Source organism: Streptococcus sp. CL8.13 (assembly GCF_049737895.1).
On sequence record NZ_JBKOTT010000013.1, the window covers coordinates 1 to 11,188 of the forward strand.

The following is an 11,188-nucleotide window of genomic DNA, read 5'->3' on the forward strand; positions in this document are numbered from 1 at the left end:
CTAGCTGCAGCTAATCATGATGAAAAAGAAGCTGAATCTAACAGAGAAGAAGCTAAGGCAGCTGTAGAATCAGCTAAAGAAAATGTTAAAGCAGCTCAAGAGGAATTGGCAGCTGCAAAAGATCCTAAATCAAAAGAGGAAGCAGAGAAAACTTTAAAACAAGCTGAGCAAGATTTGAAAGATGCTGAGGAAGCATTGGATCAAGCAGATGAAGATTATTATTCATATGTTGCAGATCGCGAAGCTGAAGAAGTTCGTTTGGCGACACGTAATATTGCAAAATTAAAAGCTGAAGGAAAAGATACAACAGAGGCAGAAAAAGAACTTGATCTTGTATTAAATGGAGTAGAACCACTTGTACAACCAGAACTTCCTCTTTATGTTGAATCAGAGCAACCTAAATTACCAAATGATGGTGGCCCTTACCCAGGTGATCGTTATATTATTAACAGACCAGCAGGGACTCCAGCTGCAACACCAGCAGGGACTCCAGCTGCAACACCAGCAGGGACTCCAGCTACAACACCAGCAGAAGCTCCAGCTACAACACCAGCAGGGACTCCAGCTACAACACCGGCAGAGGCTCCAGCTACAACACCAGCAGTTGCACCAACTGTAGCAGTTACTAACAAAGATAACACTTACCAAGCCCCAGCTGCAAAAGCAGAAGATAAGAAAGAACTTCCAAATACTGGTGGTAAAGATAATGCAGCAGTTGCATCATTAGGATTCCTAGGATTACTCCTTGGTGCCCTTCCATTTGTAAAACGTAAAAACTAATTAGTTGAAGATATAAAAGAGAAGGATTTATGACCTTCTCTTTTTGTGATATGGGCTATAGTGAGAGTTCTGTTGAAAAGAAGAAAAAAGTGAACAAAATGATGTTTTAGTTTTGTTCACTTTTATGTTTATAAACTTATAACAAGGCCTCAAACTCAGAAACTGACATGCCCAGTTGCTGACTGGCAACCTCGGAAGTCAGGATACCTTGGCGAACCATGTCTAAGAAGGCAAAAAGTTTCCCTTCTTCCCTTCCTTCAACTTTCCCACGCTCTAAGCCTTTTTCTTCAGCTTGTTCCAAGGCATAATCCTGTGCTAACAAGGCTTGTTCTTCACGCATACGTAGTTCACTAAACATCTTCCTGTCCTCCTCGGACCAGCTCTTGTAGTCCAGCAGTTGGTCTGCCTGGCTGATGGCTCGCTCGGGTTGCTGGGTAAAGGGTTTGTTCCCGAAAAACTCCAACCACGGTTTGCGAACCTTGTCTTTGCTGGTTTCTCTGTACTTTTTAGTTCTTATTTGTGATGCTCTTTCAATAGTTCCTCAAACTCAGCCACGGTCATGCCTAATTGCTGGCTGGCAACCTTGGGAGTCAGAAGACCTTGGTGGACTAGATTTACTAAACCTACTTTTAATCCCTCTTCGATACCCTCAGCTCGACCACGCTCTAATCCTTTTTCTTCAGCTTGTTCCAAGGCATAGTCATGCGCTAACAAGGCTTGTTCTTCACGCCTGCGTTGTTCACTAAACATCTTCCTGTCCTCCTCGGACCAGCTCTTGTAGTCCAGCAGTTGGTCTGCTTGGCTGATAGCTCGCTCAGGTTGTTGGGTAAAGGGTTTGTTGCCGAAAAACTCCAACCAGGGCTTGCGAACCTTGTCTTTGCTGGTTTCTCTGTATTTTTTTAATTCCAAGAACGCCATCTTGACTAGATGGTTTTCTTGACCGTTATTAGTGATGGTTAAGACCTCACCTCTCGTGTCCTCGCGCATACTAAAGCTATGGAAAGCCAAGTCATCTTGGAAATAATTGCTGTCCACAATAGCGATAGCATATACTGGTGCGATGTGTTTGTAACTCTGGTGGGTATCACCTTCACGTTGGCGGATTTTTTCAAGATTTTGATTGACCTGACTGCACAGGTAAGCCCACAAGCGATTAATGAAAAAATTCTGATGATGAACTTGGATTTCGATAATAACCTGCGTGCCATTGTCCAACTCTGCCAAGACGTCTATACTGGTATAGAAATCCTGCGCTGAATAAGGGATGGAGGGTAATACGTGAATGTTACTTCCCTCCAAAATCGTTACATTTTTGGCTGGCAAGTCCAGCATATCACGGATAAATTGACAAGTGATTTCTGGATTGCTGAAAATTTTCTTAGCAACCAAGTCATTGGTTGGGCTGATGCCCGGATGACGTAATGCCATACTCTTTCTCCTTTCATTATAGCACATTTTCAAATCTAGGTTTACTGGATTCTTTGGCTCTATCTATTTATTCGGAAAAAGTGTGAAAAATATTGGGTATCGCTCTTCTCAATGGTATTTTTTGGTGCTTTCCTTTATAATGGGTGTATGGATAAGAAAAAATTATTATTGATTGATGGGTCTTCTGTTGCTTTTCGGGCGTTTTTTGCCCTCTATCAGCAGTTGGACCGTTTTAAGAATGCGGCTGGCTTGCATACCAATGCGATTTATGGCTTTCAGTTGATGTTGAGCCATTTGTTGGAACGGGTTGAGCCGAGTCATATTTTGGTGGCTTTTGATGCGGGAAAGACGACCTTCCGGACAGAGATGTATGCGGACTATAAGGGTGGTCGAGCTAAGACTCCTGATGAGTTTCGTGAGCAATTTCCCTTCATTCGTGAGTTGCTGGATCATATGGGGATTCGTCACTATGAGTTAGCTCAGTATGAGGCGGATGACATTATTGGGACACTGGATAAGTTAGCTGAGCAAGATGGTTTTGATATTACCATTGTCAGTGGGGACAAGGATTTGATTCAACTGACGGATGAGCATACGGTGGTTGAGATTTCCAAGAAAGGTGTGGCTGAGTTTGAGGCCTTTACGCCAGAATATCTCATGGAAAAGATGGGCATCACACCGACTCAGTTTATCGATCTCAAGGCGCTCATGGGTGATAAGTCGGATAATATCCCTGGGGTGACCAAAATTGGTGAAAAGACGGGTATCAAGCTCTTGCTGGAGCATGGTTCGCTCGAGGTGATTTATGAGAATATCGATGGGATGAAGGCTTCTAAGATGAAGGAAAATCTAATCAATGATAAGGAGCAGGCTTTTTTGTCTAAAACACTGGCGACTATTGATACCGAGGCACCGATTGAGATTGGTTTGGAGGATTTGGTCTATAGTGGTCCAGATGTGGAAAATCTTGGGAAATTCTACGATGAGATGGGCTTCAAACAGCTTAAGCAGGCTTTAAATGCATCTTCGACTGATGTGGCTGAGAGTTTGGACTTTACTATCGTTGACCAAGTTAGTCAAGACATGCTGAATGAAGAATCTATCTTCCATTTTGAGCTTTTTGGTGAGAATTACCATACGGATGATTTGGTTGGATTTGCCTGGTCTTGTGGGGATAAGCTCTATGCTACAGACAAGCTTAACCTTTTGCAAGAGCCTATTTTCAAGGATTTTCTAGAAAAAACACCTCTGAGAGTTTATGATTTTAAAAAGGCCAAAGTTCTTTTGAATCGTTTTGGTGTGGATTTACAGGCGCCTGCTTTTGATAGCCGTTTAGCTAAATACCTCCTTTCGACTGTGGAGAACAATGAAATTGCGACTATTGCTAGTCTTTATGGTCAGACTTACTTGGTTGATGATGAGATCTTCTACGGTAAGGGTGTTAAAAAGGCCATTCCTGAACGCGAGAAATTCTTGGAGCATTTAGCTCGTAAGCTTACAGTTTTGGTCGAAACAGAGCCTATTTTGCTTGAAAAACTCAGCGAAAATGGGCAATTAGAGCTTCTTTATGATATGGAGCAACCTCTGGCTTTTGTCCTTGCCAAGATGGAAATTGCTGGGATTACAGTCAAGAAAGAGACCTTGCTTGAGATGCAGGCTGAAAATGAGCTTGTCATTAAAAAACTGACTCAGGAGATTTATGAACTGGCTGGTGAGGAGTTTAATATCAACTCGCCTAAGCAGTTGGGCGTGCTTCTTTTTGAAAAATTGGGGCTACCTCTAGAATACACTAAGAAAACTAAGACAGGTTATTCGACAGCGGTGGATGTCTTGGAGCGCCTGGCTCCTATTGCTCCGATTGTTAAGAAAATCCTGGATTACCGTCAAATTGCTAAGATTCAATCGACTTATGTAATTGGATTGCAGGACTGGATTTTGGCTGATGGCAAGATTCATACTCGCTATGTGCAGGATTTGACCCAAACAGGTCGTCTGTCTAGTGTGGATCCAAACTTGCAAAATATTCCTGCCCGATTGGAACAAGGGCGCTTGATTCGGAAGGCTTTTGTGCCAGAGTGGGAGGATAGTGTCCTTCTCAGCTCCGACTATTCACAGATTGAATTGCGCGTTTTGGCACACATTTCTAAGGATGAGCACTTGATTAAGGCCTTTCAAGAGGGGGCTGATATCCATACCTCAACAGCCATGCGTGTCTTTGGTATTGAGCGTCCTGAGGATGTAACTCCAAACGACCGTCGCAATGCCAAGGCAGTGAACTTTGGAGTGGTTTACGGGATTTCAGATTTTGGTTTGTCTAATAATCTGGGCATCAGTCGTAAGGAAGCCAAAGCCTACATTGACACCTACTTTGAACGCTTCCCAGGTATTAAAAACTACATGGATGAAGTGGTGCGTGAGGCGCGTGATAAGGGCTATGTAGAGACCCTCTTCAAGCGTCGCCGTGAGTTGCCAGATATCAATTCGCGAAACTTTAACATTCGTGGTTTTGCGGAGCGGACTGCTATCAACTCTCCTATTCAAGGTTCGGCAGCAGATATTCTCAAGATTGCCATGATTCAGCTGGATAAAGCCTTGCTTGCAGGTGGTTATCAGACTAAGATGCTTCTGCAAGTGCACGATGAAATTGTCCTTGAAGTTCCTAAATCTGAACTAGCAGAAATGAAAAAATTGGTCAAACAAACCATGGAAGAAGCCATTCAACTCAGTGTTCCCCTGATTGCGGATGAGAATGAGGGAGCAACCTGGTACGAGGCTAAATAAAAAGGGGGCTAGTCCTCCTTTTTGTAGTAGAATTATGCAAGCCTTTTCAAATTGTGCTATACTGATGAAAAAGGAGGATTTCTATGAGTCAAGAATTTATTAATCCAAGTGATGGCGTGATTCGTCAGTATCTCGCAACGAGTAAAACCCTTGCTGTGGTGGGCTTGTCTGACCGTGAGGAAACAACTAGCAATCGAGTGACCAAGGAAATGCAGGCTCGGGGTTATAAAATCATCCCAGTCAATCCCAAGGTGGCAGGTGGCGAAATATTGGGTGAAAAGGCTTATGCTAGTCTAGCTGAGATTCCTTTTCCTGTAGATATTGTCAATGTTTACCGTCGCAGCGAGTTTTTGCCTGATGTGGCGCGTGATTTTCTCAAAGCTGACGCCAAGATTTTTTGGGCACAGCTAGGACTTGAAAGTCTAGAAGCGGAAGAAATCTTGCGTGCTGGTGGATGTGATGACATCGTGATGAATCGTTGTATTAAGAGAGAACATACACGCTTGATTGAGGAAGCATAAGAAAAAGGTAGCTGGTGGGCTACCTTTTGTGTTAGAAAATACCAATCAATGCTTGCATGCCAAGGCTGGTGAGGATGATGGCAATCCAGCAAAGGGCTCCAAGAAGAATTGATTTTCCGCTGGATTTGACCATAGCTACTAGATTGGTTTTGAGACCGATAGCACTCATGGCCATGATAATGAGGAATTTGGAGAGTTGTTTGAGAGGGGTAAAGAAACTACTGGACACACCGAGAGAGGTCAGGAGGGTGGTTAGGAGAGATGCGAGGATAAAGTAAAGGATAAAAAGTGGGAAGACTTTTTTCAGTTGCAAACCTTGCTTATTTTTTTGCTCGCGACTTTGCCAGTAGGAGAGAAAGAGCGTAATAGGAATGATTGCTAAGGTGCGCGTGAGTTTCACAATGGTTGCAGACTCAAGGGTATTGGTCTGGTAAAGACTGTCCCAAGAGCTGGCGGTAGCCGTTACAGAGGAAGTGTCATTGACCGCAGTTCCTGCAAAGAGGGCGAAGCCTTCATTGGATAGATGAAGCCAGGTACCTAGCGTTGGAAAGATGAGCGCAGCCAAGACATTGAAGAAAAAGATAACGGAGATGGCTTGGGCTACTTCCTTTTCCTTGGCATGGATAACGGGCGCTGTCGCTGCAATGGCAGAGCCCCCACAGATGGAAGAACCTACTCCAATCAAGGTAGCCAGTTTTGTGTCCAGTGCAAAGAAGCGCTGGAAGAGGTAGGCAACAATCAAGGCTATTGAAATGGTGGAAAGGATGACAGGGAGTGAAGATTGCCCAACTGCGAAGACCTGCGAGATATTGAGACCAAAACCAAGCAAGATAACGGCATACTGGAGCAATTTTTTAGAACTAAAGGTCAATCCCGCATCCAGTTGTTTATAAGGCGAGAGAAAGGGATGGAGAAGCATGCCCATAAAAATCGCAAAAACGGGTGCGCCAATAACAGGGAAGAATCCGCCCAGATACCAAGATACGATTGAAATCAGAAGGCAGGCCAAGATGCCTGCTCCATTTTTTGATAGAAATGACATAAAAACCTCCAAATAGAATCTGTTACCATTATAGACCTGTAAAGAGGAAAAGTAAAATAGAAAGTGGAAAGCTATTCTCTAATGTATTTTTGCGGTCGGGGGGCTTTTGTAGTATAATAGAGATACGTTTTGAAAGTAGGAGGTATCTATGGACTTAACTAAGCGCTTTAATAAACAGTTAGATAAGATTCAAGTTTCGTTGATTCGTCAATTTGACCAGGCTATTTCGGAGATTCCTGGGGTCTTGCGTTTGACCTTGGGGGAGCCTGATTTTACAACGCCAGATCATATCAAGGAGGCGGCCAAGCGAGCGATTGATCAGAACCAATCCTACTATACAGGGATGAGTGGTCTGCTGACTCTACGTCAGGCAGCCAGTGACTTTGTTAAGGAAAAGTACCAACTGGACTATGCTCCTGAAAATGAAATCTTGGTTACAATTGGGGCGACAGAGGCTTTATCTGCTACTTTGACAGCTATTTTGGAAGAGGGAGACAAGGTACTTTTGCCAGCTCCTGCCTATCCAGGTTATGAACCGATTGTTAATCTAGTTGGGGCAGAGATTGTCGAGATTGACACAACTGAAAATGGTTTTGTCTTGACTCCTGAAATGTTGGAGAAGGCCATTTTGGAGCAGGGTGACAAGCTCAAGGCGGTTATTCTCAACTATCCAGCCAATCCGACAGGAATTACCTACAGTCGGGAACAATTGGAGGCCTTGGCAGCTGTTTTACGCAAGTACGAAATTTTTGTTGTCTGTGATGAGGTTTACTCAGAATTGACCTACACAGGCGAAGCCCATGTATCTCTGGGAACTATGTTGAGAGATCAGGCTATTATTATCAATGGTCTATCTAAATCACATGCCATGACAGGATGGCGTTTGGGACTGATTTTCGCTCCTGCAGCCTTTACAGCTCAGTTGATTAAGAGTCACCAGTACTTGGTGACTGCCGCAAATACCATGGCTCAACATGCTGCGGTAGAGGCCTTGACAGCTGGTAAAAACGATGCGGAACCTATGAAGAAGGAATACATCCAGCGTCGGGATTATATTATCGAGAAAATGACTGCTCTTGGTTTTGAGATTATCAAACCAGACGGTGCCTTCTATATCTTTGCTAAGATTCCAGCGGGTTACAATCAAGACTCCTTTGCCTTTCTGAAAGATTTTGCTCAGAAGAAGGCTGTTGCCTTTATCCCTGGTGCAGCCTTTGGACGTTACGGGGAAGGATATGTTCGCCTATCTTATGCAGCCAGCATGGAGACTATCAAAGAAGCCATGAAACGACTTGAGGAGTATATGAGAGAAGCATGATTCAGTCTATCACGAGTCAAGGCTTGGTGCTCTACAATCGTAACTTTCGTGAGGATGACAAGCTAGTCAAGATTTTTACAGAACAGGCTGGCAAGCGGATGTTTTTCGTCAAACACGCTGGTCAGTCTAAGCTGGCCCCTGTTATTCAGCCCTTGGTGCTGGCACGATTTCTCTTGCGAATCAATGATGATGGGCTTAGTTACATTGAGGACTATCATGAGGTGATGACTTTTCCCAAGATTAATAGCGATCTCTTTGTCATGGCCTATGCGACCTACGTGGCAGCTCTTGCCGATGCTAGTTTGCAGGACAATCAGCAGGATGCTCCCTTGTTTGCTTTTTTGCAAAAGACTTTGGAATTGATGGAAGCGGGCTTGGATTATCAGGTTTTGACTAATATTTTTGAAATTCAAATCTTGACCCGATTTGGTATTAGTCTCAATTTTAATGAGTGTGTCTTTTGTCATCGGGTCGGTCAGGCTTTTGACTTTTCTTTCAAATATGGAGCCTGCCTCTGTCCAGAGCATTATCATGAAGATGAGAGACGTTGCCATCTCAATCCCAATATCCCTTATCTGCTCAATCAATTTCAAGCCATTGATTTTGAGACTTTGGAGACCATTTCGCTCAAGTCTGAAATCAAGCAAGAGCTACGCCAATTTATGGATCAACTCTATGAAGAGTACGTTGGAATTCATCTAAAATCAAAGAAATTTATTGATTCCCTATCCGACTGGGGTCAATTACTAAAAGAGGAGAACAAATGAAAAAAATTGCAGTAGATGCAATGGGGGGCGATTACGCACCTCAGGCTATCGTTGAGGGAGTCAATCAAGCCCTTGCTGACTTTTCGGATATTGAGGTTCAACTCTACGGAGATGAAAGCAAAATCAAGCAATATCTGACAGCGACAGAGCGCGTCAGCATTATCCATACGGATGAGAAGATTGATTCCGACGATGAACCTACGAGAGCTATTCGGAAGAAGAAAAATGCCAGTATGGTATTGGCAGCCAAGGCTGTCAAAGAGGGTGAAGCAGATGCTGTTCTTTCCGCAGGAAATACAGGTGCCTTGTTGGCAGCAGGATTTTTCATCGTGGGTCGTATCAAGAATATCGATCGTCCTGGGCTTATGTCAACATTGCCGACTGTAGATGGGAGAGGTTTTGACATGCTAGACCTTGGTGCTAATGCGGAAAATACAGCCCAGCACCTCCATCAATACGCGGTTCTAGGTTCCTTCTATGCTAAAAATGTCCGTGGAATTGCGCAACCACGTGTTGGCTTGCTCAATAACGGAACAGAGAGTAGTAAGGGCGACCCGCTTCGTAAGGAAACTTACGAATTACTAGCAGCTGATGAAAGTTTAAACTTTATCGGAAACGTGGAAGCGCGTGATTTGATGAATGGCGTTGCAGATGTTGTTGTGGCAGATGGTTTCACGGGAAACGCTGTGCTCAAATCCATTGAAGGGACAGCCATGGGAATCATGGGCTTGCTCAAGACCGCTATTACAGGTGGTGGTCTTCGAGCGAAACTAGGCGCCCTCCTTCTAAAGGATAGCCTCAGAGGTTTGAAAAAACAGCTCAACTACTCAGATGTTGGTGGAGCGGTCTTGTTTGGAGTCAAGGCACCAGTTGTCAAGACTCATGGCTCAAGCGATGCCAAGGCTGTTTATAGTACAATCCGCCAGATTCGTACCATGCTAGAAACAGACGTAGTTGCCCAGACTGCGCGTGAATTTTCAGGAGAATAAAAGAGATGACAGAAAAAGAAATTTTTGACCGTATTGTGACCATTATCCAAGAACGACAGGGAGAAGACTTTGTCGTGACAGAATCCTTGAGTCTGAAAGACGATTTGGATGCGGACTCAGTTGACTTGATGGAGTTTATCTTGACTCTGGAAGATGAATTTAATATCGAAATCAGCGATGAGGAAATTGACCAACTCCAAAGTGTAGGAGATGTGGTTAAAATCATTCAAGCAAAATAGAAATAGGAGTTCCAAGGCGTTTGCTTTGGAATTTTTTCTTTGGCCTAAGTGACCGTTTAGGAACAGATTTAGTCTTTCTAGGGACAGGAGAGATATGAAAACAAATAAAGGATATAATGTAGTCAGAAAAATCAATCTCCAAAAAGGAGCTAAGAAATGAAGATCAAATGAAAATATCAATTGATTTCTGCTAAAACAAAAATGTTAATATAGTCACAATTTTAATTGACTTTCCTTTTTTACAGGACTATAATGTAGATATAAAAAAGGATTTATTTTATAGTTGGGGGAAGGTGATGGCTATGTACTTTTTATAAACTAGTCTCTATCTTTTGTTCTTGGAAATTTTAGGAGTTCTATTTTGACTTCGTTTCTATTGGATTTTCTTACTTTGGATTTATCTATTTTAGGAGGAAATGGCTATGAAAAAATCTAAACTACTTACACTTGGTTTGCTTGCAGGTGCTGGTCTACTTTTGTCTATCAATCAAGCACAGGCTGCAGATACTTGGGTTAAAAATGGCGCTGACTGGAATCTTTCTCAAGATGGCAGTCTCGCTAAAAACAAATGGGTGCAAAATGCTGGTTCTTGGTACCACTTTGACGGTTCTGGAAACATGCAGACAGGTTGGCTCAAAGACGGGAACACTTGGTATTCGCTCGCAGATAGTGGGGCTATGCGCACTGGCTGGTATAAGGACGGAAATACATGGTACTCACTAGCAGATAGTGGTGCTATGCGCACAGGTTGGTACAAGGAAGGCAGCACCTGGTACTCACTAGCAGATAGTGGAGCTATGCGTACAGGTTGGTACAAAGAAGGATCTACATGGTATTACCTCAAAGGCAGTGGCGCTATGGCAACAGGATGGGCGACTGCAAATGGTCAATGGTCTTACTTTGAAAAATCAGGTGCTATGGTAGCAGATAGAGCTGTTCCAGCAAGCGATGGGGAAAGTTATGTCATTGGTAAGGATGGTTATATGTTAACCAGACTCCCTAGTCAGGTTGAACAAGATCCTTTTGATGATACAGTTATTACAGATATCGTTACTTTGTCTGATGGTTATGACTATCACCTTGTTCATCATAAGAAAGATGGAGTTGTTATCGAAAAGAATGCCTGGTATATCAAACCTATTGATGAACGTTTTTCTTATCAAAAGATTGGCGATATAAAACGAAATACTTTAGATGCAATTACTGATAATAAAAAACCAGGGGAAGAAATTGATCCTAAAGCTGTCATAAAGAATTTCCAAAACTTACCAAATAAGTATTACTTTGGAGCAGATGGACGTAAGGTTGCGAATCTACCAGAAT

At 43.1% G+C, this 11,188-nt stretch carries 10 protein-coding genes and 1 pseudogene; 8 read left to right on the forward strand and 3 right to left on the reverse strand.

Features of this window, described 5'->3' with window-relative positions:
* Positions 1-780 (forward strand): LPXTG cell wall anchor domain-containing protein (locus ACLNCN_RS00940; RefSeq protein ID WP_424844445.1); only part of this gene is annotated, 780 nt, incomplete at its 5' end.
* Positions 781-916: 136 nt separating this feature from the next.
* Here the strand turns inward: ACLNCN_RS00940 and ACLNCN_RS00945 are convergent.
* Positions 917-1,297, reverse strand: a pseudogene (locus ACLNCN_RS00945) (Rpn family recombination-promoting nuclease/putative transposase); the annotation flags it as partial.
* Positions 1,294-2,208 (reverse strand): Rpn family recombination-promoting nuclease/putative transposase, encoded by a 915-nt coding sequence (locus ACLNCN_RS00950; protein WP_125444050.1) that lies wholly within the window; start codon positions 2,206-2,208, stop codon positions 1,294-1,296. The gene ACLNCN_RS00950 and the pseudogene ACLNCN_RS00945, both read right to left, overlap by 4 nt.
* Positions 2,209-2,355: 147 nt before the next feature.
* Between ACLNCN_RS00950 and polA the strand changes: the two genes are divergently transcribed.
* Positions 2,356-4,989: a DNA polymerase I gene (polA, locus tag ACLNCN_RS00955; RefSeq protein WP_424844446.1), complete on the forward strand. Its 2,634-nt coding sequence runs from the start codon at positions 2,356-2,358 to the stop codon at positions 4,987-4,989.
* Positions 4,990-5,072: 83 nt separating this feature from the next.
* Positions 5,073-5,510 (forward strand): CoA-binding protein, encoded by a 438-nt coding sequence (locus tag ACLNCN_RS00960; RefSeq protein ID WP_000076488.1) that lies wholly within the window; start codon positions 5,073-5,075, stop codon positions 5,508-5,510.
* Between the two features lie 31 nt (positions 5,511-5,541).
* Here the strand turns inward: ACLNCN_RS00960 and ACLNCN_RS00965 are convergent, their stop codons facing one another.
* Positions 5,542-6,552 carry a YeiH family protein gene (locus ACLNCN_RS00965; protein WP_424844447.1) on the reverse strand — a complete coding sequence of 337 codons (1,011 nt, stop codon included), beginning with the start codon at positions 6,550-6,552 and terminating at the stop codon, positions 5,542-5,544.
* A 148-nt stretch (positions 6,553-6,700) separates the two neighbouring features.
* Here ACLNCN_RS00965 and ACLNCN_RS00970 point away from each other — a divergent pair, with 148 nt between their 5' ends.
* The 5 genes from ACLNCN_RS00970 to ACLNCN_RS00990 form a co-directional block, all read left to right on the forward strand.
* Positions 6,701-7,870, forward strand: a complete 1,170-nt coding sequence (locus ACLNCN_RS00970) for a pyridoxal phosphate-dependent aminotransferase (protein ID WP_424844448.1) — start codon at positions 6,701-6,703, stop codon at positions 7,868-7,870.
* Positions 7,867-8,637, forward strand: coding sequence for a DNA repair protein RecO (gene recO / locus ACLNCN_RS00975; RefSeq protein ID WP_265487210.1), 771 nt, complete (start codon positions 7,867-7,869; stop codon positions 8,635-8,637). The genes ACLNCN_RS00970 and recO overlap by 4 nt, the downstream gene beginning before the upstream one ends.
* The gene (gene plsX, locus ACLNCN_RS00980; RefSeq protein WP_424844449.1) at positions 8,634-9,626 is read left to right on the forward strand and encodes a phosphate acyltransferase PlsX; all 993 of its coding nucleotides are present in this window, start codon (positions 8,634-8,636) and stop codon (positions 9,624-9,626) included. The genes recO and plsX overlap by 4 nt, the downstream gene beginning before the upstream one ends.
* A 5-nt stretch (positions 9,627-9,631) precedes the next feature.
* Positions 9,632-9,865: an acyl carrier protein gene (locus ACLNCN_RS00985; RefSeq protein WP_000136445.1), complete on the forward strand. Its 234-nt coding sequence runs from the start codon at positions 9,632-9,634 to the stop codon at positions 9,863-9,865.
* A 422-nt stretch (positions 9,866-10,287) separates the two neighbouring features.
* Positions 10,288-11,188 (forward strand): N-acetylmuramoyl-L-alanine amidase family protein (locus tag ACLNCN_RS00990; RefSeq protein ID WP_424844450.1); only part of this gene is annotated, 901 nt, incomplete at its 3' end.